Annotated in this window: 17 protein-coding genes; 7 read left to right on the top strand and 10 right to left on the bottom strand. The window is 65.1% G+C overall.

Going from position 1 to position 22,282, the window contains the following annotated elements:
* Nucleotides 1–24: 24 nt before the first annotated feature.
* Entirely contained in the window at nt 25–1,266 is a 1,242-nt protein-coding gene (locus AHA_RS16680) for an MFS transporter (RefSeq protein WP_330932970.1), read from the top strand.
* A 3-nt stretch (nt 1,267–1,269) separates the two neighbouring features.
* Here the strand turns inward: AHA_RS16680 and AHA_RS16675 are convergent, their stop codons facing one another.
* Nucleotides 1,270–2,352 carry a protoglobin domain-containing protein gene (locus AHA_RS16675; protein ID WP_011707069.1) on the bottom strand — a complete coding sequence of 361 codons (1,083 nt, stop codon included), beginning with the start codon at nt 2,350–2,352 and terminating at the stop codon, nt 1,270–1,272.
* Nucleotides 2,353–2,486: 134 nt separating this feature from the next.
* Nucleotides 2,487–2,840 carry a DsrE/DsrF/TusD sulfur relay family protein gene (locus tag AHA_RS16670; protein ID WP_011707068.1) on the bottom strand — a complete coding sequence of 118 codons (354 nt, stop codon included), beginning with the start codon at nt 2,838–2,840 and terminating at the stop codon, nt 2,487–2,489.
* A gap of 178 nt (nt 2,841–3,018) precedes the next feature.
* Between AHA_RS16670 and AHA_RS16665 the strand changes: the two genes are divergently transcribed.
* Complete coding sequence (locus tag AHA_RS16665) at nt 3,019–3,393, top strand: DUF1090 domain-containing protein (protein WP_011707067.1); 375 nt, start codon at nt 3,019–3,021, stop codon at nt 3,391–3,393.
* A gap of 69 nt (nt 3,394–3,462) precedes the next feature.
* On the opposite strand, the gene fumC is transcribed toward AHA_RS16665, so the two are convergent.
* The 7 genes from fumC to AHA_RS16630 form a co-directional block, all read right to left on the bottom strand.
* On the bottom strand, nt 3,463–4,857 hold the full coding sequence (gene fumC, locus AHA_RS16660) for a class II fumarate hydratase (protein WP_011707066.1): 1,395 nt from the start codon (nt 4,855–4,857) through the stop codon (nt 3,463–3,465).
* 73 nt (nt 4,858–4,930) lie between these two features.
* Nucleotides 4,931–5,659 (bottom strand): dipeptidase PepE, encoded by a 729-nt coding sequence (gene pepE, locus AHA_RS16655; RefSeq protein WP_011707065.1) that lies wholly within the window; start codon nt 5,657–5,659, stop codon nt 4,931–4,933.
* A 192-nt stretch (nt 5,660–5,851) separates the two neighbouring features.
* Nucleotides 5,852–7,660 (bottom strand): carbon starvation CstA family protein, encoded by a 1,809-nt coding sequence (locus AHA_RS16650; RefSeq protein WP_011707064.1) that lies wholly within the window; start codon nt 7,658–7,660, stop codon nt 5,852–5,854.
* 215 nt (nt 7,661–7,875) lie between these two features.
* Nucleotides 7,876–8,613: a two-component system response regulator BtsR gene (btsR, locus tag AHA_RS16645; RefSeq protein ID WP_011707063.1), complete on the bottom strand. Its 738-nt coding sequence runs from the start codon at nt 8,611–8,613 to the stop codon at nt 7,876–7,878.
* Nucleotides 8,607–10,301: a sensor histidine kinase gene (locus tag AHA_RS16640; protein ID WP_011707062.1), complete on the bottom strand. Its 1,695-nt coding sequence runs from the start codon at nt 10,299–10,301 to the stop codon at nt 8,607–8,609. The genes btsR and AHA_RS16640 overlap by 7 nt, the downstream gene beginning before the upstream one ends.
* Before the next feature lie 224 nt (nt 10,302–10,525).
* On the bottom strand, nt 10,526–11,137 hold the full coding sequence (locus AHA_RS16635; RefSeq protein ID WP_011707061.1) for a response regulator transcription factor: 612 nt from the start codon (nt 11,135–11,137) through the stop codon (nt 10,526–10,528).
* Complete coding sequence (locus AHA_RS16630) at nt 11,134–13,095, bottom strand: sensor histidine kinase (RefSeq protein WP_164927726.1); 1,962 nt, start codon at nt 13,093–13,095, stop codon at nt 11,134–11,136. Before AHA_RS16630 ends, AHA_RS16635 begins: the two co-directional genes overlap by 4 nt.
* Nucleotides 13,096–13,354: 259 nt before the next feature.
* Here AHA_RS16630 and dsrO point away from each other — a divergent pair, with 259 nt between their 5' ends.
* The 3 genes from dsrO to AHA_RS16615 are packed head-to-tail and all read left to right on the top strand — an operon-like array spanning nt 13,355 to nt 18,346.
* A complete protein-coding gene (gene dsrO, locus AHA_RS16625; protein ID WP_011707059.1) occupies nt 13,355–14,143 on the top strand; it encodes a sulfate reduction electron transfer complex DsrMKJOP subunit DsrO in 789 nt (262 codons plus the stop codon).
* Nucleotides 14,133–15,239, top strand: coding sequence for an NrfD/PsrC family molybdoenzyme membrane anchor subunit (gene nrfD, locus AHA_RS16620; RefSeq protein ID WP_011707058.1), 1,107 nt, complete (start codon nt 14,133–14,135; stop codon nt 15,237–15,239). Before dsrO ends, nrfD begins: the two co-directional genes overlap by 11 nt.
* On the top strand, nt 15,239–18,346 hold the full coding sequence (locus tag AHA_RS16615; protein ID WP_011707057.1) for a tetrathionate reductase subunit A: 3,108 nt from the start codon (nt 15,239–15,241) through the stop codon (nt 18,344–18,346). Before nrfD ends, AHA_RS16615 begins: the two co-directional genes overlap by 1 nt.
* A 56-nt stretch (nt 18,347–18,402) precedes the next feature.
* Here AHA_RS16615 and AHA_RS16610 read toward each other — a convergent pair whose 3' ends face one another.
* Nucleotides 18,403–19,764 (bottom strand): endonuclease/exonuclease/phosphatase family protein, encoded by a 1,362-nt coding sequence (locus AHA_RS16610; protein ID WP_164927725.1) that lies wholly within the window; start codon nt 19,762–19,764, stop codon nt 18,403–18,405.
* 141 nt (nt 19,765–19,905) lie between these two features.
* On the opposite strand from AHA_RS16610, the gene AHA_RS16605 reads away from it, so the two are divergent.
* The gene (locus tag AHA_RS16605; RefSeq protein ID WP_011707055.1) at nt 19,906–20,742 is read left to right on the top strand and encodes a patatin-like phospholipase family protein; all 837 of its coding nucleotides are present in this window, start codon (nt 19,906–19,908) and stop codon (nt 20,740–20,742) included.
* Nucleotides 20,743–21,297: 555 nt separating this feature from the next.
* The gene (locus AHA_RS16600) at nt 21,298–22,272 is read left to right on the top strand and encodes an L-tyrosine/L-tryptophan isonitrile synthase family protein (RefSeq protein ID WP_011707054.1); all 975 of its coding nucleotides are present in this window, start codon (nt 21,298–21,300) and stop codon (nt 22,270–22,272) included.
* Nucleotides 22,273–22,282 lie beyond the last annotated feature (10 nt).

Below are 22,282 nucleotides of genomic sequence, written 5' to 3'. Positions count from 1 at the left end.
TCTTGTTATAACGATAGGCTTCCCGTGCGACGGGCAACAAGGAGCAGTGTGATGTCGTGGGCCCTCCTCAGGCAGTTTCCTCCCCTGGTCTGGACCGTGATCCTGGGCACCTTCATGGTGCGCACCAGCTATTACATGGTTTGGCCGTTTCTCTCCATCTTGCTCTATCGGGAGTATGGCCTCTCGGCGACCGCCATCGGCGCCATGCTGGGGGCGACTGCCGCCATCTCTACCCTGGTCAGCTTCTATGGCGGCTGGCTGTCCGACAAGCTGGGGCGGCGCAACATCCTGCTGGCGGGTTGTCTGGTTTCGGTGCTCTGCTACGGCCTGCTCGGCTTCTCCCATTCGGTGCTCTGGCTTGGACTCGGGGTACTCGGCAGCGGCCTCTCCTCCGGGCTCATCGATGCGCCCGGCAAGGCGCTGATGGCCGACAGCCTGGCCTCGGCCAAGGCCCGCGAGCTGGCGCTGCACCTGCGTTACTTCCTGCTCAACCTGGGGGCGGCTCTCGGCCCCCTGCTGGGGGTGACCCTCGGCATCAGTGCCCAGCAGCAGACCTTCCTGCTGCTGAGTAGCAGCTATCTGCTGCTGGGATCAGCCTTCCTCTGGGGATTTGCGCAAAGCAGGGTAGTGGCGACCCACGGCAGTGAGCTGGGCTTGCGTGCGGCCATCAAGGTGCTGTGGCTGGACCGGGGCTTCTTGCTGCTGGTGCTGGCCAACCTGCTGATGAACCTGGTCTATTCCCAGTTCCACTCACCGCTGGTGCAGTACCTGACCCGGGCCGGGACGCCAGAGGTAGCGAGCCTCATCGCCCTTCTGGTGGCCACCAACGCTCTGACCGTGGTCTTGCTGCAATTTCCGCTGCTGCATCTGCTCGCCCGCTGGCCGGGCAAGGTGCGCCTGCAGGTCGGCATCACCCTGTTCTTGGGGGCTCAGGTGCTGTTTGCGCTGGGGGATCCGCAGCAGTGGTCGCACTGGGTCGGGGCGGTACTGATGCTGAGCGTGGGGGAGACCATACTGTTTCCACTGCTCAACGTGCTGATCGATCAGATGTCGCCCCCGCACCTGAAGGGGAGCTACTTCGGTGCCGGTGCGCTGGCCGGGCTGGGTGGCGCCATCGGCGCTCTACTGGGGGGCTGGATCCTTGCCGTGTGGGGCGGTCAGGCGCTCTATGTGCTGATGGCGGTGCTCTGCCTGTTTACCTTCCTGCTCTATGAGTGGGGCGCCCGCATTGCGCGCCCGGAACGGATTCGGGTCAGGCAGGATTGAACCTCAGTGGGTACTGTTCTGGTTGACCAGCTTCATCGCCTTCTTGGCGGCATACATGCGCTCGTCGGCCAGCCGGATCAGGCTGTTGCCCTCGTCGAACTGGACCGGCCCGGTCTGTACCAGACCGATGCTGAGGGTGACGTCACTGATCTGCTCGGCCAGCGCGTTGGTCAGCCGCTGCAGGTAGACGTCTCTGGCCTGCTCCTCGTTGCAGTTGGGCAGGATCAGGCAGAACTCGTCCCCGCCGTAACGGAAACAGCAATCCTCCGCCCGTGAGACCTTGCGAATGCAGTCGCCGACGATGCGCAGGATCTCGTCCCCGCGCTGATGGCCCTGGCTGTCGTTGATCTGCTTGAAGTCATCGATGTCGAGATAGGCGATGACCACCGGCTCTGAGCGGCGCTGGCAGGTACGCAGGGTGCGGGTCAGGTTCTCCTGCAGGTGGCGTACGCTGAGCAGGCCGGTGAGGGCATCGATCCGGCTCATCTCCTCCAACTGCTGGGTGCGCTCGCGCACCTTCTCCTCCAGCGACTTGGCGTAGATCTCCGATTTCTCCTTGGAGGACTCTATCTCCGACACCAGGCTGCGAATATAGGTCTCGAACACCAGGGTGATGTCGAACAGGAACAGCTTGTCGAGGGCGGTCAGCATGGTGATGCGGTCCGGCTCATGGTCTATCTGGGTGAAGATATCCTCGATGAGCAGCCCCTTGAGGGTGTTGATGGCAGCCAGATAGAGCTTGGGCTCCACCCCGATCCGTTTGTGCACCAGCCCGATCCGCAGCCGGTTGTTGACGTATTCCAGGTCGTACAGGCCGCTGAACAGGTCGAGAATGTAGCGACGCTGGGCGGCCCGCAGCCGGGTGAGGGTGTCGGCGTCACCGATCAGCAGGGCAATTTCGGTGATCCCGGTCTGCAGGGTGTAAAACTTGTCGACCAGGGCGTCGATGTGGGGCTCGATTTTGGGACGGTAGCTGGCGAGCAGGGCGAAATCCCGTTCATCCAGCAGCAACAGCTCCTTGCGATGAGCGATTTCGAACTCGGTGATCCGCATTTGTTCCAGCAGAGTCTGTTCGGTTGGATTCATGGCAGTTCCCTGAACGAAAATGAAAGCGCGCACGTTGTTATCTAACTGACAGTGTAGACATTAACAGCTGTGAACAGGTTTTCAAATGGCGCAGGATTGTTGCAGATCAATGCCTGCGCCCGGTTCTCGCACTGCTAGAAGGTCAACACCTTGTCGGCCGCCAGTGTCCACTGGGCCAGCAGCGGCAGGGTGCCGATCTCGATCCCCTCGATGAGCGGCAGCGCCGTGATGCCACGAGCATCGGTACAGGTCTTGCAAAGGCGGATGCTGATCCCCTGAGCCAGCAGGATCTCCAGCATCTGGCGCAGGTTGTAACCCTCGGCCGGAGCCTGGCCCGCCAGTGCGGCGCTGACCGCATCGGACATCAGAAACAGTTTCAGGTTGGCACCGCCCTGTTCGCGCAGGGCGATGGCCAGGCGCAGGGCATTGAACAGGGATTCGCTGCCATAGGGGGCGCCGTTGGCGATGATGACAATCTCTTGATTCATAACAGACTCCTTGATGAAAGTAGCCATTGTAGGCCCATCGGTACCCGGTTGGCGTGATGTCGCACAAACTCTGTCGTAGCGGTTTACCCGCGCCTTGACCCGGCCGGCCGAGTACGGTCTGATAGGCGGCCATCAAACATGACAGGGGAACGAGGTCGTTATGTGGAAGGTTATCGGAATGAGCATGCTGCTGTTGGCCGGCCAGGCCTATGGCAGTGAGGCCGTTGGCTGCAAGGCGCGCCAGCAGGCCGTCAAGGAGCAGCTGGTGTTTGCCAAGGCGCACGACAATGCGGATCAGGTCGCCGGGCTGGAGCGGGCTCTGCGCAATATCGAGACTCACTGTACCGACGCCGGCCTGTTCAAGGAGCAGCAGCAGCGGGTGGCCGAGCTCAAGGAGCAGGTCAACGAACGGTTGGTCGAGCTGCAAAACGCCAGGGTGACGGGCAAGCCCGACAAGATCGCCAAGAAACAGGCCAAACTGGAAGAGGCCCAGACCAAGCTGCTGGCTGCCCAGCGCGAGCTGGATGCCCTGAGCAAGCTGATCAAACCCTGACTCATTGATGAAAAAAGAAGCCGGCGCAGCCCGGCTTCTTTTTTATCTCATGTTTCCCTCCGGGCTGGCTCAGCCGTCGCGCCGACCCACCATGTCGGCCGGCACCACCCAGGCATCGAACTGTTGCGCCGTCAGGTGGCCGGAGGCGATGGCCGCCTCCCGCAGGCTGAGCCCCTCATGGTGGGCCCGCTTGGCGATCTCTGCCGCCTTGTCATAGCCGATATGGGGGTTGAGCGCCGTCACCAGCATCAGGGAGCGGGCCAGCAGCTCGTCGATGCGGGGCCGGTTCGGGGTGATGCCGACGGCGCAGTGGTCGTGGAAGCTCTGCATGCCGTCCGCCAGCAGCCGCACGCTCTGCAGGAAGTTGTGGGCGATCATCGGCCTGAACACGTTGAGCTCGAAGTTGCCGCTGGCACCGCCGATGTTGATGGCCACGTCGTTGCCCATCACCTGGGCGCACAGCATGGTGAGTGCCTCGCACTGGGTCGGATTGACCTTGCCAGGCATGATGGAGGAGCCTGGCTCGTTTTCCGGGATGATAAGCTCGCCCAGCCCGCTGCGGGGGCCGCTCGCCAGCCAGCGCACATCGTTGGCGATCTTCATGAGGGAGGCGGCCAGCGTCTTGAGGGCGCCGTGGCCATGCACCAGGGCATCGCTCGCCGCCAGCGCCTCGAACTTGTTGGGGGCGCTTATCAGCGGCAGACCGGTCTGCTCGGCCAGGGTGGCGGCCACCGCCTCGGCGAAGCCGGGCTGGGTGTTGAGGCCGGTGCCGACGGCAGTGCCCCCCAGCGCCAGCTCGCACAGATGGGGCAGGGCGGCCCGGATATGGCGCTCCCCCTGCTCGAGCTGGGCGACCCAGCCGGAGAACTCCTGCCCCAGGGTGAGCGGGGTGGCATCCTGCAGATGGGTGCGGCCGATCTTGACGATGTCGTCGAAGGCCGCCGCCTTGCCGGCCAGGGTAGTGCTCAGGGTCGCCAGGGCGGGCAGCAGGTGCCCGGTGATGGCCGTGACGGCCGCCAGGTTCATGGCGCTCGGGAAGACGTCATTGCTCGACTGGCTCTTGTTCACCTCGTCGTTGGGGTGCACCAGCCGCCCCTCGCCACGGGGGCCGCCAAGCAGCTCGCTGGCCCGGTTGGCCAGCACCTCGTTGAGGTTCATGTTGGTCTGGGTGCCGGAGCCGGTCTGCCATACCCGCAGCGGGAACTCCTCATCATGCTGGCCGCACAGGATCTCGTCGGCGGCACTCATGATGGCTTGGGCCGTGCGGGCGGGCAGCAGTCCGTTGGCGTGGTTGACCCGGGCACAGGCCGACTTGATGCGGGCCAGGGCGTGGATCAGCGCCATCGGCTGGCGTTCGCCGGAGATGTCGAAGTGTTGCAGGGAGCGCTGGGTCTGGGCCCCCCACAGCCGATCGGCCGGCACGGCGATCGCGCCGAAGCTGTCGTGTTCAGTCCTGCTCTTCATCTCATCCTCCCTTCATTGCAAAAAAAGGGGCGACATCCTGCGCCCCTGTGGGTTTTCAGCCGGTCAGCGTCATTCAGCCGCGCGGGCGAAACGGCGTCAGCTCGGCCAGCGGTGCGGCCGTGCTGAACTCCTGGGTGGTTTCGGCGTGCTTGAAGATTTTGAAGCCTTCGCCGCGGGCGCTCCAGTATTCGATGTGCTCGCCACTTATCTGGAGCAGACTTGCCTCGCGCAGAGCCACCACGTGTTCGCTCGGGTTGATGGCGCAGAACTCGGCCAGGCGCTCGTCGCGGGTCTCCCCCATGTGGCCGCTGATGCTGGCATCCAGATAGTGCGGATTGATCTGCAGCGGGAACAGCCCCAGCGCAGGCAGCACGGCGGCGCTGCAGACCGGCATGTCGTTGGTGGTGCGGATGCTCGGGGTCGCCACGTTGCAACCGGCGCTCCAGCCCACATAGGGCACGCCCCGCTCGCGTACGGCGCGCTGGATGGGCACCACCAGGCCGTTTTCGTGCAGCAGCTGGTTGAGGCGCCAGGTGTTGCCGCCGCTGATGAAGATGGCATCGGCATGGTTGATCGCGTCCACCGGGTCATCGAACTGGTGAATGCTGATGGCCTCCACCCCCAGGCTCTCGCTGAGCTCCAGGGCACGGGCATCCCAGTCGCTGCGGATCACCGCGTAGGGGATGAGCAGGATGCGCTTGACCTGTTTGCGGGCGAGCAGGGTCTGCACCCGATCCCGGGCCCAGCCGAGCAGGCCCGGGCATTCGGTGGCTTTGCCGTTGCTGAGAAGAAGCAGTTCCATGAAGCGTGTCCTCGATAAGTGAAAGCGCGAAGAGGTCACCGACCCCAGGCCGGGTGACGGAAGCCCCCATTCTAGCCCGATCGCTGCTCAGGTTCTGTGATCGATGGCGCCATGTATCCTGATGAGGCCGTTTTTTGACCGCCAGATGCAACAAACCCCGGCATGCCGGGGTTTGTGGTTGCAGCGGATGGGTCAGCTGGCGCTGGCCGGGGCAATCCGGAACTCGGGCTGCTGGCGCAGCTTCCACAGCTCAATCCACTTGCGGATGGCCGACACCAGAATAACGGCGCCCAGCCCCAGCATCAGCAGCGAGATGCCGCCGTTGAGCAGGTTGTAGCCCTTGGCTTCGGGGTTGAAGTAGACGTGGCTGACCATCCAGTAACCGGCGTAGTTGACGGTGACGAACAGGTAGGCCAGCGGGATCAGGCAGGTCAGCATGTAGCGGCGCTTGCTGGCCAGTCGCAGGATGATGGTGGCACCTATGATGAGGCCCACCGAGGCCATCAGCTGGTTTGATACCCCGAACAGCGCCCACACAGATCCGATGTCGCCGGACATCAGCAGATACCCCCACATCACGCAGGCGAGCACGCTGGCCCCGATGGCGCCCGGCATCCAGTCGATGCGCTTGAGGGGCAGGTAGAACTCGCCGAAGAAGTCCTGAATGAGGTAGCGGGAGACTCGGGTACCGGAGTCGACGGCGGTCAGGATGAACACCGCTTCAAACATCACCACGAACTGGAAGAAGTAGGAGGCGAGATTGCTGAACCAGGGCACCTTAGTGAAGATGTAGGACATGCCCACCGCCAGGGTGACGGCGCCGCCGGTGCGACCGTTCAGATCCATGCCGATCTCCTGGGAGAGGAACGGCAAGTCCACCACCTGCATCCCCAGTTTGGCGAAGGCCTCCGGGGTGGCGTTGATGGCGAAGTAGTCAGCCGGGTGCAGGGCAGTGGCGGCGATCAGCGCCATCACGCCCACCACGCACTCGGCCAGCATGGCACCGAAGGCGACCGGCAGGATGTCGCTCCACTTGTCCACCAGTTTCGGGGTGGTACCTGAGCCGATAAAGGCGTGGAAGCCGGAGATGGCGCCACAGGCGATGGTGATGGAGATGAAGGGCCAGACCGGGCCGCCCAGTACCGGGCCGCCGCCGTGGACGAACTGGGTCATGGCGGGGAACTGGATCTCCGGGTTGATGCAGATGACACCGATCACCAAAGCGCCGAACACGCCGATCTTCATGAAGCTGGAGATGTAGCCGCGCGGGGTAAGCAGCAGCCAGACCGGCAAGGCGGTGGCGAAGAAGGCGTAGACCGGCAGCGCCAGACTGATGGTCTCGGCACGCAGGGTCAGCCAGGCACCGAAGGCGCTCTCCTGCACGTAGGGGCCGAAGAAGACGCAGGCCAGCACGGCGATGAAGCCCACCCAGGAGGCGGCTTGCAGGTTGCCGGTCAGCTTGTGCCAGATCCCCACCACCATGGAGATGGGGATGGTCATGAACACCGCGAACACGCCCCAGGCGTTACGCTCCAGCGCGTGTACCACCACCATGGAGAGGCCCGCCATGGTGATGGTGATGATGAACAGCATGGCGAGCCCGGTGCACCAGCCGGCGATGGGGCCGAGCTCGGCCTTGGCCACCTCGGAGAGGGACTTGCCCTGATGCTTCATGGAGGCGAACAGCACGACTGTGTCGTGCACCGCGCCGCCGATGACGCAGCCGATCAGCAGCCAGAGAAAGCTCGGCAGGTAGCCGTACTGGGCAGCCAGTACCGGGCCCACCAGCGGGCCGGCGGCGGCGATGGCCGCGAAGTGCTGACCGAAGTTGACCCACTTGTTGGTCGGCACATAGTTTTTGCCATCCTCCAGCTGGTGGGAGGGGGTGACCAGCTTGTCGTCGGCCATCAGCACCTTGCGCACAAAGAACACGCCGTAGAGGCGATAGGCGATGGCGAGGATGCAGAGGGCCGCAATGACGAAGGTGATTGCGTGTTGCATGACGGAGTTTCCTTTTCCTGCGGCCAATCTGGCCGGGCTCAGGCTGCACTCTACTGATGCGGCAGGGAAAGGGGAGCGCAGAAAAGGTCAGTGGCAGAGGGCCGCCCGTGAGCGGTAGAAAAGCGGCCCCGAGCGGTTTGAGGGATAAGCCGGCGGGCGTGGCAAGCGGGTGAGTGGTAACGGGCAGAGCAGGAGCGGAGTGAGTGGCCCGCCCCTCAGGGGATCTCCAGCAGATCCTTGAGGGGCTTGAGGTAGCGGCGGCTCACCGGCACCTTGTGGCCGCCCTGGGTCACCACTTCCGCCAGGCCGCCGTCCAGCAGCAGGATCTCGCGGATCTGGCCGGGGTTGAGCAGGTACTGGCGGTGACAGCGCACGAAGCCGGTCTTCTCCTCCAGGGTGCGCAGGGTCAGCTCTGTGGTGCCCTGCTGCTGGGCGCTCACCACCTTGTTGCCGGCCAGATCGCTGTGGACGAACTCCACCTCGCCAAGGGGCAGCAGCAGGATGCGGTTGTGGCCGCTGCAGGGAATGCTGCGCAGGGGCTGGGCGATGCGGGTCGGATCCGGCAGCGGCTGGCCCGCCAGCTCCCCCTTTGGCGAAAGCAGCCGCTGGATGCGCTCCAGCGCCTTGTTCATCCGCTCTGCCGTGACCGGCTTGAGCAGGTAGTCGAGGGCGTTCTCCTCGAACGCGCGCAGGGCAAACTCGTCGTAGGCAGTGATGAAGACGATGTGGGGGCGCAAGTCCGGATCCAGCATGCTCACCAGCTCCAGCCCGCTGATGCGTGGCATCTGGATGTCGAGAAACAGCAGGTCGGGTTTGAGGCGGTGGATGGCGGGCAGCGCCTCCATGGCGTGGGCACACTCCCCCAGCAGGCGGATGTTGCCTGTCTGCTCCAGCAGCAGCCGCAGCTCCTCGCGGGCGAGGGGTTCATCGTCGACGATAAGGGCGGTCAGCATGGGCTCTCCTGCAGGGGAAGGGTGATCCTCACCCGGGTGGATTGATGGGGCTCGCAGTGAATGGTGACCCCGTACTCGGCGCCGTAACGGGCCTTGATACGCCGGTCCACTATGTTCATGCCAAGGCCGCTCTCCTCCCGCTTGGCCTGATAGAGGCCGGCGTTGTCGCACACCTCCAGCACCAGCTGCTCACCCTCCTGCCGCGCGGTCAGGGTCAGTCGGCCGGGCTCGAACATCTGGGAGATGCCGTGCTTGATGGCGTTCTCGACGATGGGCTGCAGGGAGAAGGTGGGCAGCCGGTACTCCAGCAGCGGCTCGGGAATCTGGATCTGCACGCTCAGGTGCTCGGCAAAGCGGGCCTGCTCGATGTGCAGATAGGCGTTCACGTGCTCCAGCTCGTCGGCCAGGGTCACCTCGTCCCCTTGGCGCTTGAGGTTCTTGCGAAAGAAGGTGGAGAGGTGGTGCACCAGGGTACGGGCATCCTCGGGGTCGCGCCGGATCACTGCCGCCAGGGTGTTGAGTGCGTTGAACAGAAAGTGGGGGTTGATCTGCGCCTGCAACAGCTTGATCTCCGACTGGGCCAGCAGCCGCTTCTGCTCGTTGTACTTGCTGGCCAGGATCTGGCCGGAGAGCAGCCGGGCGATCCCTTCCCCCAGGGTGCGGTTGATGGAGGAGAAGAACTTGCGCTTGGGCTCGTAGAGCTTGATGGTGCCCACCACCGACCCCTCTTCCCCCCGCAGCGGAATGACCAGCGAGGAGCCGAGCCTGCATTGGGGATGCAGGTTGCAGCTGTAGGGGATGAGGTTGCCGTCGGCATAGACCACCTCGTTGTGCTGGATCGCCTTGAAGGTGTGGGCCGAGTTGATGGCGGTGCCCGGCAGGTGGTGATCCTCGCCGATGCCGATGAAGGCGAGCAGCTTCTCCCGATCGGTGATGGCCACCGCGCCCACCCCGGTCTCCTCATAGAGAATGCGCACCATCTGCTGACACGCCTCCTGGGTGAACCCCTTGTCCAGCACCCGCATCGCCCGCTCGGCGATCTTGAGGGCGCGGGCGGAGAAGGCGACCGAGTACTTCTCCAGCATGGCGCGGTGATCGAGGATCATCCGCATGAACATGGCGGCCCCCAGGGTATTGGCCACCAGCATGGGGGCGATGATGTTCTCGATGAGGTGGACGGCGTCGTCAAACGGGCGGGCCACCAGCAAGATGATGCCCATCTGCATCAGCTCGGCGATGAGGGCCACAGATCCCACCACCCAGGGGCTGAACAGCAGGTCGAGTCGGTGACGGGCGACGAAGTGGCGGTGCACCAGGCCGCCGAGCAGCCCTTCGGCGATGGTGGAGAAGGTGCAGGCGAGCGCGGTAAAGCCCCCCAGCGAGTAGCGATGAATGCCGCCGGTGAGCCCCACCAGCAGGCCCACGACCGGGCCGCCGACTATGCCGCCGAGCACGGCGCCGATGGCGCGGGTATTGGCGATGGAGTCCTCGACTCTCAGGCCAAAATAGGTGCCCATCACGCAGAAGCCGGAGAAGATGAGGTAGCAGAGGATCTTGTGGGGCCAGCTCAGGGTCACCTGGGTCAGCGGCATGAACAGCGGCGTCTTGGAGAGCAGCCAGGCGATCACCAGATAGACGCACAGCTGCTGGAAGAGAGATATCACGAGCGCGAATTGTTCGAAAGCCACGGCACACTATCTCGAAAGGGGATGCTCATCCAATGGACGCGGAGTATTAGCAAACCCCGATTTGCGCTGCAAGCCGCGGGCGCCGGAATAGCGCGCCTGCGCACAGATTTGCCGGCACCCTGAGTCAAAGGCATCCCCTGTGCCGGCCGATGGGGGATGTGCATCGACCCGGCAAGTGGGTCACTCTCCCGGCCTGGATCAGGGGCCTGGATTAGTGGCCCGGCTCAGGGGGCTGAATGGACGTTTGCATAGAGCAGCATCAGCTCGGCCAGGGAGTCAACCTCGAGGCGTTTCATCAGGCTGGCGCGGCACACCTCGACGGTGCGCACCGAGATGCAGAGATCCTGCGCTATCTGCTGATTCTTGTGGCCCCGGGCGATGAGCTGCAGCAGCTGGTGCTCGCGCGGGGTGAGCCGCTGATAGGCGGCCAGCTGGGCGAAACGGGTGGCCGCACTCAGGGTAGCCTGCTCGGCCCGTTCGATGGCGGCGAGCAGGGGGGCCAGCTGCACCGGCTTTTGCAAGAAATCCACCGCCCCCAGCTTGAGGGACTCCACCGCCAGCGGCACCTCGCCGTGGCCGGTGAGAAACAGGATGGCGATGGGGCTCTGGGCCGCCTTCAGCCGCTGCTGCACCTCGGGGCCCGACAGCCCCGGCATGCGGCAGTCGAGGATGAGGCAGGCGGGCTGGTGCAGGTCCACCTCGGCCAGAAAGCGCTCGCCATCGGCAAAGCTGAACAGCTGCCGCTCGTCGCAGCTCTCCAGCATGAAGCGCAGAGAGTCGAGCACGGCCTCGTCGTCGTCAACCAGATAGAGCGGGGGGCGGGCAGGGGACGTCATCTCAGTTCCTCGGTGTCGGCAGGTTGGGGATGGGGGGCCTCGGGGAGTGGCACGGGCAGAATGACCCGGGCCAGACAGCCGTGGGGGCTCAGGTTCTCCAGACTGAACTGGCCGCGATGGCTCTCGACCACCTCCCGGCAGATGGCCAGCCCCAGCCCCATGCCATCCGGCTTGTCGCTGTAAAACGCCTGCTGCAGTTCGGTCGCGGGGACCCTCAGGCCGGCGCCGTTGTCGCGGATCTCCAGCAGCAGGCTCTGCGCCTCGAAGGCGATCAGCAGCTCGACCCGGGCAGGCTCCTGTGCCGCTGCTTGCGCAGGGGGGTGAGCAGGAGAGTGAACAGCGGCGCGCGCCTTCTTCACCGCACTCTTCGCTACACTCTGCGCCGCACTCTCGGCGCCATTCTTGATGAGGTTGACCAGCAACTGCTCCATCCCGGTGCCGTCCAGAGGCAACGGGCGCGGCTGGCCCCGCCAGTGCAGGGAGAAGGCGACGTCGAGGGGCGCCAGCATCTGTTCCAGCAGGGGGCGCAGCTCCGCCACCAGGGTGGGCAGGTCGCAAGGCTCGACGCGGGGAGGGCGCTTTTGCAGCCTGGCCCTGAGTCGGTTGACGGTCTGGGTGATGCGCTGGACCTGCAGCCCTATCTGCTCCAGGGCCTGACGCAGGGAGGCCTGGGCGGCAGCCTGGGCCGGATCCTGTGCGAGTTTGTCCAGTCGCAACAAGGCCCCCTGGCTGTAGTTGGCGATGGCGCTGAGGGGCTGATTGATCTCGTGGGCCACGTTGGCGCCCAGCTCGCCCAGTTCAGCGAGCCGTCTGGCCTGTGCCAGCTGGCGTCCCTTCTGCTCGAGCTGGTGGCGGGCTTTGAGCAGCCGGCGCTGGCTGCGGTTGAACAGACGTTGCAGCAGCAGGTGGTGGCCCCCCAGCAGCAGTACCAGCGCCAGGGCGCCCCAGCCCCACTGTTGATGCTGGCGCAGCCAGTGCCAGGCCGCTTGCCACCAGGGGCCCTGCAGCGGGTGGCGATCCAGCGCCTTGAGCAGGCGGTCGATGGCGAGCTCGCTGGTGGGCACGGTCCAGCCCGCCGAATCGGCAGCGATGGCCGCCTCGCTATCAGCGGGCAGATCGAACAGCGCACGGGTCACCGTCAGCGCCAGGGCGGGGGAGGCCCGCTCTGTCTTGGCGAAGGACCAGTTGGGGTAGAGCCGGGTCGAGCTCTGGCAGCCAAAGCCGGCCGGCGCCTGATCGTCCAGCACCCGATATGCCCCCCTGGCGACCTTGCCTTCCCGCTCCATGCGCTCCAGCTGACACACCGGCACGATGGCGGCAGCCACCTCCCCTGCGGCCAGCCGCTCGATGAGCCGGTCCAGCGGAAAGCCGGTGAACTGCACGGTGGAGAAGAAACGCTCCAGCCTGATCCCCTGTTCGCCCGCCTCGAAGCGATAGGCGAGGTAGCCGCCGAAGGCGTTCTCCGAGACGGCGGCGACCGCTTGCCCCTCGAGGTCACGCCAGTGTCGGTAGGGGGCCTGGGCGGGCACCACCAGGGCGGCGCCGATGGCGAGGTTGTCCCCCCCGGCCGGGCTCTTGAGGGTGGCGAGCCAGGCCAGCGGGTACTGGCGCGCCAGGCTCACCGACTGGCCCGGGTTGGTGATGACGAAATCGAGGTGCTCGCGGGCGACGGCCTCGGCCAGTTCATCGAGCCCCAGCGGATGCAGCACGAAGCGATGGCCGGGCACGCGCTGCGCCAGCCAGTACAGCAGCGGTTGCCACTGGGCTCTGGCCAGTGCCGGGCCGCGGGTCGCCAGCACGCCGATGCGTATCGGCTCGGCCAAGGCCTGCACCGGCGTGGCCTGGGATGGTGCGGATTCCTGTCGGGCCGGCGCTGGCAAAGAGGGGGTCGGGGCGGCCTGCACCCGCAGCGGCAGGGCTGATAGGGCGAGCCAGAGCAGCAGGCTGAGCAGGGGCAAGGGAACTGGGACGTGCAGGGGGCTTTCCTCTCGGTGCAAAGGGGGCAGTCTATCACCGGGGCGCGCGCTTGCACGCGAACGGGGCCGGGAGGGGCGGCAAACGCCGCCCCGGTCACAGTTCAACAGGGCTGGGCCATTTTTTATTGCGCTGGATCAACCCGGCTCCCGGTATGTGGAAAACCACAATAGAGGCGACTTCCTGCGTTGAGGACAATCGGCCCAACCCCTTTCAAGCCAGCTCAGCAGAAGGAAAGACGCCATGGAGCCCAGCAAGCGCCGATTGTTATCCGGGATCGCCGCCCTCACCGCAGGGGCGGCCCTGATCCCCGTCACCCAGGTTCAGGCGCAGTCCGTTCCCGCTCCCCGCAACGGGCGGGCGGCCATCAGCCGGGGGGACGGGCGCAAGCGTTACGGCATGCTGATCGACCTGCGCCGCTGCGTCGGCTGCCAGGCCTGCACCGTGGCCTGCACCATCGAAAATCAGCCTCCCCTCGGCCAGTTTCGCACCACGGTGAGCCAGTACGAGGTGAGCGACGTGGCCGCCCTCGCGGCTCCCGCCTCCCTCTTGATGCTGCCGAGGCTGTGCAACCACTGCGCCGAGCCTGCCTGCCTCGATGTCTGCCCCACCGGCGCCACCTTCCAGCGTGATGACGGCATCGTGGTGGTCAACAACGACTGGTGCGTCGGCTGCGGTTACTGCGTGCAGGCCTGCCCCTACGACGCCCGCTTCATCAACCACGAGACCAACACCGCCGACAAGTGCACCTTCTGCGCCCATCGGCTGGAGGCTGGGCTCTTGCCCGCCTGCGTCGAGAGCTGTGTCGGCGAGGCGCGCATCATCGGCGATTTGAACGACCCCAAGAGCCGGATAAGCCGCTTGCTGCGCGAACACGAGCCGGCGCTCAAGGTGCTCAAGCCAGAGGCCAATACCCAGCCGCGGGTCTTTTATCTCGGTATGGACGAGGCCTTCGTCAGCAAGGTCGACGGCAACCCGGCCCTGCGCACCCTGCTCACCGACGATGGCAAGGAGATAGCCCATGGTCATTAACGAACTGCTGGCCCCGGCTCAGCCCATCACCTGGCTGCCCTGGGCGGTGCAATATTTCTTTCTGATCGGCCTCGCCTACGGGGCCCTCTGGCTCGGCGCGTCTGAGCTGTGGCGCAAGACGCCGGACCCGCGGCTGCAGACCCTGGCGGCGGTGCTGATGGTGGCGGCTGGTCTGGTGGCTCCCATCGCCTTGACCGCGGATCTGCACCAGCCGGCCCGGGCCTGGCACTTCTACGCCCAGACGCGCTTTGGCTCCGTCATGTGGTATGGCGCCTATCTGCTGCCGTTGTTCAGCCTGCTCTCCATGCTGCTCGGCTGGCTGCTGCTAAGGCCCGCCCTGGCCCGGCGCGGTGCAGAAGGGGACAAGATAGCCCGCCTTGCCCGGCTGCTCTGCCTGGGAAGCTGGTCGGGGCACGTTTGGCTGCGGCCCCTCTCCCTGCTGGCGGCCGTGAGCGGGCTCAGCATCGCCCTCTACACCGGGCTCGAGACCATGGCGGTGGCGGCGCGCCCGCTCTGGCATACCCCCTGGCTGCCCTGGCTGCTGACCCTGAGCGCCGTGCTAGGGGCCCAGAGTGTCCTGCTGCTGCTCAACCGCTTGCTGACGGGCTGGGGGGGCGAGACCGAGTCGACCCTGCTGCGCCAGAGTGGCTGGACGTTAGGCCTGCTGGCGCTCTCCCTGCTGGGCTGGGCCCTGTTGGGCGGCGCCTCGGCGGCAGAGGCCGCGGCCCTCTATCGGCTCGACCCGAGCTGGCGGCTGGCGGCCCACTGGCTGCTGCTGACCCTGGGGCTGGCCGGTCTGCTGATGCTGCTCCGGCCAAGGCTCTCTGCTCGCCTGTCACTCTGGGGGCTGGCGCTGCTGGGGCTGCACCTGGTGTGGGGCCTGCGCTGGCTGGTGCTGATCCAGGGGCAGCTCGCGCCCAAGTACGGGGCTGGCGTCTATCTCTATGAAATCGCCTGGGGCCCGGCCGGTGTGCTCGGCATTCTCGGCACCTTCGGTCTGCTGCTGGCCCTGCTGGTGGCCCTCTCGGAGCTGGTGCGCCCCTCTGTTTCCCCCGCCATCAAGGCATCCACTCCTTTTGCACGCGAGGCACTCTGATGGATCACAGCAAACGCAAGTTTCTCAAGGGCGCCGCCATTGCCGGCGGCACCGGGCTGTTCGTCGCCGGTTACAGCGACACCCTCAAGCAGGTGGCGAGTGGCATTGCCACCGGCAGCTCGGGCAAGCCGACCCGGGATCCCATCCATGGCAACTCGCTGGCCGTGGAGTACCGGGTTGACGAGCAGGGGGAGTTGCACCCCAACCCGGCCCAGCGGGTTGCCAACACCATGTGCCTCGGCTGCTGGACCCTGTGCGGAGTGCGGGCCCGTATCGACAACGAGCGCGACCAGATAGTGCGGATCCTGGGCAATCCCTATCATCCCCTCTCCGCCCGCCATCACATCGACTTCAAGACCCCGGTTAAGCAGGCGCTGCTCGCCACCAGCGGCTACCAGGAAGGGGGGCTGGACGGGCGCTCCACCGCCTGCGCGCGGGGCAACGCCATGCTGGAGCAGCTCGACAGCCCGCAGCGAGTCACCCGCTGTCTCAAGCGGGTGGGACCCCGTGGCAGCGGTCGCTGGCAGAGCATCCCCTTTGAGCAGCTGGTGGCCGAGGTGGTGGAGGGGGGCGATCTGTTTGGCGAGGGCCAGATAGAGGGGCTGCGGGCCATCCGCAACCTCGCCGAGCCGCTCGACCCGGCCAACCCGGAGTACGGCCCCAGGGCCAACCAGCTGCTGGTGAGCAACGCCTCGGACGAGGGGCGGGATCACTTCATCAAGCGCTTCACCTTCAACAGCTTCGGCACCCGCAACTTCGCCAACCACGGCGCTTATTGCGGCCTGTCGTTCCGGGTCGGGGCCGGCGCCCTGCTGGACGATCTGGAGAAGAACGCCCACCTCAAGCCGGACTGGGACGAGAGCGACTTCCTGCTGTTCATGGGCACCTCGCCCCAGCAATCGGGCAACCCCTTCAAGCGCCAGTCCCGTCAGCTGGCGGCGAACCGGGCGCGGCCGGGCAAGCCGTTCTCCTACGTGGTGGTGGCCCCCAGCCTGCCCAACACGGTGAACATGCCCTCCGCCCCCGCCAACCGCTGGCTGCCCATCCGGCCCGCCACGGATTCCGCCCTGGCCATGGCCATGCTGCGCTGGATCATCGATAACCAACGCTATGCCGAGCCCTTCCTGACGGCACCCCATGCTGCCGCCGCCGAGCGGGCCGGCTATCGCGGTTTTTGCAACGCCAGCCATCTGGTGCTCTTCGACGAGTCCCACCCGCGCTTCGGCCAGATGCTGCGGGCCAGCGATCTCGGCTTGCCCTTTGATGGGGAAGCCTATGGGGAAGGGGATGCCATGCTGGTAGAGGAGGCGGGCAGCGGCGAGCCGAGGCCCGCCGACCAGTGTGAGCGGGCCAACCTCTGGGTGGATCGCACCATTCAGGGCCCCAAGGGGGCGCTGATGGTGAAGAGCAGCTTCCAGCTGCTGGCCGAGGCGTGCCGGGAACACTCCCTCGCGCAATACAGCGCCGAGTGCGCCGTGCCAGTGAGCGATATCGAGGCGCTGGCGCGGGAATTCACCAGCCACGGTACCCGGGCGGCGGTGGTCTCCCATGGCGGCACCATGAGCGCCAACGGCTTCTACTCGGCCTGGGCCATCATGATGCTTAACGTCATGATTGGGAACCTCAATGCCCGGGGCGGCGCCGTGGCGAGCGGCGGCAAGTTCGATCCCTTCGGGGCGGGGCCGCGCTACGATCTGGCGAGCTTCCCCGGCATGGTCAAACCCACCGGAGTTTTCCTGTCGCGCTCCAAGTTCCCCTACGAGAAGACCTCCGAATATCGGCGCAAGCGTGAGGCAGGCCAGAACCCCTATCCGGCGCAAGAGCCCTGGTTCCCGATCTCGGGCCCTCTGCTCGGCGAACACCTGACCGCGGCGGTGAACGGTTACCCCTACCGGCTCAAGGCCTGGATCAATCACATGGGCAACCCCCTCTACGGCCAGGCCGGGCTCAGCAAGGCCATAGGCGGAGAGCTCAAGGATCCTGCCGTGCTGCCGCTCATTGTCAGCATCGACAGCTTCATCAACGAGTCGTCGGCGCTGTCGGACTACCTGGTGCCGGACACCCTGACCTACGAGTCCTGGGGCTGGGCCACCGCCTGGCACGGGGTGATGACCAAGGTCTCCACCGGCCGCTGGCCCATCGTGGAGCCCCGTGTCGCCAAGACCGCCGAGGGAGATCCGGTCTGCATGGAGTCCTTCTTTATCGCGGTGGCCAAACGGCTGGGGCTGCCGGGCTTTGGCGAGGGGGCGCTCAAAGGGGCGGACGGCAAGGTGCACGGCTTGAACCGGGCGGCGGACTTCTCCCTCTACGGCGCGGCCAACGTCGCCTATCTCGGCGAGCCGGTGCCTGCCATAGAGCCTGAGGATCTCGCCTGGTCCGGGGTGGAGCGGATCCTGCCGGTGCTGAATGCCACTTTGAGCGTGGAGGAGGCGGGCCGCGCCGCCTATCTCTTCGCTCGCGGCGGGCGCTTCGAGCCGGCGGCCAAGGGGCGCGACGACGCGGGTCAGCCAAGCAAGCGCTGGCCCAAGCCGCTGATGGTGTGGAACCCCGAGGTGGGCAGCCGCCGTCACAGCCAGAGCGGCCAGTTCTTAAGCGGCACCCCGCGCTTCTTCCGCCCCCAGCTGGCGGACGGCACGCCGCTCGATGAGGCGTTCAAGCCGGCCCAGTGGCCGCTGCTGCTCACCAGCTACAAGTCCCACACCATGAGCTCCATGAGCATAGGCTCGGATCGCCTGCGCCAGGTGAACCCCAGCAACCGGGTGCGGCTCAATGCGCAGACGGCGGCGCAGCTGGGGATCGAGAGCGGGGACAGGGTGCGGGTCAGCACCCCGGATGGCAGTGTGATCGGGGTGGCCGAGTGCGTGGCCGGGGTACAGGCCGATGCCATCGCCATCGAGCACGGCTTCGGCCACAAGGAGCTGGGGGCGCGGGAGCACTGGATAGACGGCCAGAAAGTGGTCGCCAATCCGCTGCGCGGAGCCGGGGTCAACCTCAACGATCTGGCGGTATTGGATCCCAGCCGCCATGGCCGCTACCCCCTGGTGGACTGGGCCATCGGTTCCTCGGCCCGCCAGGGGCTGCCGGCCCGGGTGGAGAAGCTGGTATGACGATCCAATGAAAACGGGGCCTGCGGGCCCCGTTGCTTATCTGCTCTGCGTCACTGTCACAGTTTGAAGTCGACCCACACCAGGCGGTGATCCGAGCTGACTCCCTTGGCGATGCCGAGCTTGGCGTCATACACCAGGTGGTAGCCAGGCTCGAAGCTGGCCGGCCAGAACACGCCGGAGGCGACCGCGTTCAGGTTGGCGGAGGGCAGCACGTGGTCGAGCTGCAGGCCGCTGCTGCTGGTGATGCGCTCCGGGGTGGGGCGGTTGTTGTTGCGCTTGCACTGATCCGGCTGGCTGGCGAGGCACTCGGGGCCGCCCTGGCTGACCGGGATCAGGGCGCCGTTGGTGACGGCCTGGTTGACCAGCACATGGTTGTGCAGATCCTGGATGGCGGTGAGATCCCCATCGCCAATCTGGGGATCGGCGTTGAGATCGCCGGCGATGACGAACTTGGCACCCGCGGGCAGGCCACCGGCCTTGCCGGCGTCATCCACCATGTAGCTGGCGGTCTCCACGTAATCCTGCCAGAAGGCGACTTCGGCCCGGTTGTGCTTGACGTTGTGGCGCGCCGCGTTGCCGAAGATGGGCGGAGTCGGGTGGGAGATGAGGAAGTGGATCACCTCCTCCTTGTTGCCGCGCTTGATGCGCACCGGCACGTCGGCGTGGTTCTTGGACGAGAGCGGGAAGGCTTGCCAGGCTGCGTCGTCATACCAGGCATCGCCGCACTGGCGGCCGGCCGGGATCGGCGCCTTGGCATTGTTGCAGTCGTCGATGACGGGGTTCACTTCGCCCGGCATGTCCTTCCACTTGAATTTCTGGAAGGTGCGGATCTGTTTGGTATCGATGGGGTACTGGGACATCACGGCGAAGGCGTATTGGCCGTGGTAGTTGCCAAAGCCCCAGGCGTCGTCCGGCCCGTTGTTGACCTTGCCGTCCAGGTTGAGGTCATGGCCGCTCATCAGGCCGGTGTTGGTGGCAAAGTTCTGCAGCACCGGGTAGCTGATGGCCTTCACCTCGTCGTGCTGGGCATGGGCCAGGTAGTTGTCGTTGAAGGCTTTCAGATCGGCGGTGTTCTCACCTTTGCCATCGTTGTCGAATTCGTTGAGCAGGAACACGTCCGGCCGGGTGCGCTGGATGATTTCGGCGATGTTGCGGATCTGCTGAACGTCGAGGGCCTTGGTCTTCTCGGCGCCGCTCAAGGTGCCGTCGGCGAGGCGGGCCAGCAAGGCATCCTGCTCGGTGCGACTGAGGGCCAGTTCACCGGCGAGCATGCCGGCGGCGGTGCGATCGAAGGAGAGGTTGAAGGTAGCGAAGCGAACCATGGGGGTCGGGGTCTCGGAGTCATTTTGGCTGTTACAGCCTGCCATCAATCCGAGGGAAATGGCAGCGGCCAGTAGGGATTTGCTGATATTTTTCATTGTAATATTCCGTAGCATCAATAAGTTATACCTTTCTCATGGGGAGCGAAGGCGTGCCCATTATAGGGATCCCGGCCGGCAGCCGGGCTCTGAATGGGCCAAAGTGTGAGACCATTCACAGAGCAAAAACGGGGAGGCGAGATGAGTCGGCGACAGACGGCCCTGGTGGTCGAGGGGGGCGCCATGCGCGGCATTTTCGCCGCCGGGGTGCTGGATGCGTTTCTGGCCAAGGGCCGCACGGCGTTTGATCACTGCATCGGGGTATCGGCCGGGGCGGTCAATCTGGCGGCCTTTCTGGCCGGTCAGCAGGGGCGCAACCACAACGTCATCACCGACTACTCCTGCCGCCCCGAGTTCATCAACCTGGCCAAGTTCTTGCGCGGCGGCCACTGGCTCGATCTCGACTGGCTGTGGGCGATCACCATCCGCGAGTGTCGGCTCGATCTGGCGCGCTTTGCCGCCAACCCGGTGCCGCTGACCGTGGTGGCCACCCGGGTAGCGGATGGCCAGGCCGCCTACCTCAAGGCCAACGCCGCCGAGCTGGAGCAGCAGATCAAGGCCTCCTGCTCGGTGCCGCTGGTCTACCGGGACTTCGTGCGCATCGACGGGGAGGCCATGACGGACGGCGGGGTGGCCGACTCCATTCCGGTGCGCCACGCCTATGAGCAGGGGGCGCGCGACATCACTGTGGTGCTCTCCCGCCCGCTGGGTTATCGCAAGCGGGCGCCGCGTCTGCCCGCCCTGCATCGCTATCTGCTGCGCGAGACGCCGGCCCTGGCTCGCGCCAGCCTGTCGCGTCATCAAAGCTACAACGATGCCATCGACTTCATCCGCCAGCCGCCGGCCGATTGCCGCATCCGGGTCATAGTGCCGCCGGCGGGTTTTCGGGTCGGCCGCATGACCACAGACAAGGGGCGGCTGGAGCAGGGCTACCAAATGGGCTGGCAGGCGGCCCTCGACTATCTGGGGAGCGCTTAGGCGCGCTTTGCACACCATTGCGGCCCCGATCGGGGTCGCCACCATGAAAGCGCATGGCGATGGCGCAGCAGATCTGCGACGGGTCATTTCGCCCGCTCATTCCCCTTTTGCGCGGCGGTGGCTGCACTCCGTTCGTCTGCTTAATATGTAGATGGATAATTATTTGCGATATTTACAGCGAAATGGTCAGGATTGCCGCCATGAAAAAATATCACTATTAAGTTGTGCTAAATAATCCACGAGTCAAATTGTGACTGAATAATAAAGCGGTTGGGGAACTTTTCTTGTTGGTGATATTTGATACGCATCAATTTAAATAAAATCTGTTTTTATTCATATGCATAGTTCAGCTTAACTTATGCGAAATAGATTATTCGCTGCGGGTTGAATCTGTTTACATCAATGGCGAATTGATAGCCTGACTTCATCTCGGCTACTGTCCCCTCTCGATTCGTTTGGGTAGCAAACGGATACAAAAATAATAACGACAGAGACTGGACGCATTGATAAAGAGTCATCTTTATTGATTTTTATCCTGCCAAAGGAGCCGGAATAATGAGTGGTTTATCTTCCCATCATATTGCCCAAAATATATTTGCCGAGCTGTTGCCTTATCGCCGCCGCTTCCCCGATCCCATTCTGGATCGGCAGCAGGAGGAAGCCGAGGTGGCCGCCATCCAGATCCCCCGTCTGCAGGCTTTCATCGAGCGGGGCGAGACCATCACCTGCGTGCTGCCCGCCTTCCCCACCAAGTCACCCAATCCGAACAAGGTGCTGGGTACCCTGCCGGACATGGCGGAGCGGCTCTCCCTCAGCTTTCTCAATCACCTCTGCCAGCGCATCCAGCTGCACTACGCGCCCGGCATGCGGATCCTCATCTGCTCGGACGGCCACGTGTTCGGTGACCTCATCCGGGTGGCGGACCCGGCCATCGACGCCTATCAAGCCCACATCGAGCAGCTGATCCTGGAGCTGGGGGCGACCCACCTCGGGGTCTTCCACCTAGGGATGGTGGCGGGCATGGCCGAGTTTTGCGCCAGCCGCGACTTCGACACTCTGCGCGAACAGCTGGTAGAGCGCTATGCCGAGCCGCTGGCACAGATAACGGAAGAGGTAAGAAGCACCGAGGAGGGCATTCGCCTCTATCGCGCCATGACCCGCTTCCTCTATGAAGACAGCCAGTTGCCGGATACCCCGCTCTCCAACACGGCGCTGCAGCGGGATGCCAAGGCGCGCACCCATGCGGTGATCCAGCGCAGCCGCGCCTGGGGCAACCTGCTGGCGGAGCGCTTCCCCGAGGCGATCCGTCTCTCCATCCACCCCCAGGCGAGCCACAGCCTGAAGATGGGCATCCACATGCTGCCGACCCGGGATGACTGGCTCACCCCCTGGCACGGGGTGGCGGCCAATCTGGATGGCCAGTTCGTGCTGATGAAGCGGCGCGACGTGCTGGCGATGGAGCATGAGCTGGTCCACATCCACGGCCGTCCGAGCCACTACCTGATCAACGGCAAGCAGGCCGCTGCCTGAGGAGTTTCCC

Source organism: Aeromonas hydrophila subsp. hydrophila ATCC 7966, from assembly GCF_000014805.1.
Classification (GTDB): domain Bacteria; phylum Pseudomonadota; class Gammaproteobacteria; order Enterobacterales; family Aeromonadaceae; genus Aeromonas; species Aeromonas hydrophila.
Note: the sequence above shows the minus strand (reverse complement) of the source record. Positions and strands in the feature narration are given on the sequence as shown.